The 279-nt window shown below is 34.4% G+C and carries 1 protein-coding gene; it reads right to left on the bottom strand.

Going from position 1 to position 279, the window contains the following annotated elements; all coding sequences use genetic code 11:
• Nucleotides 1-11: 11 nt before the first annotated feature.
• On the bottom strand, nucleotides 12-279 hold a 268-nt coding region (locus L0U88_RS20820), incomplete at its 5' end, for a hypothetical protein (protein ID WP_353620690.1).

Genomic DNA, 279 nt, shown 5'->3' with positions numbered 1-279 from the left:
AGCTGTGCCTCCTATTTTGTGTGGAAGGATTTATAGAACGCAAAAATCAAGATAAAGATAAATAAAAATCCTGTTTCGGCTATATATTGCGTATCTACATCGATAAAACGGGTTTGTTCTGTCATAGCCATATAAAGCAAAGGTAAAAACACAACCACAGCGAGATAAGATCCGATGATTTCGCGAAAAGTTTTCCAAGAAGTATACTTCCTCTTTTTAGATTTATCCGATTTCATTGAATAGTCATAGCCTCCTTGTTCTTTCTTTATTGTTTGGAAA

The sequence above is a fragment of the Flavihumibacter fluminis genome (genome assembly GCF_021491375.1).
Taxonomy (GTDB): Bacteria; Bacteroidota; Bacteroidia; order Chitinophagales; family Chitinophagaceae; genus Flavihumibacter; species Flavihumibacter fluminis.
The sequence above is the reverse complement of the archived record's forward strand: the minus strand, read 5'-3'. Positions and strand labels throughout refer to the sequence as shown.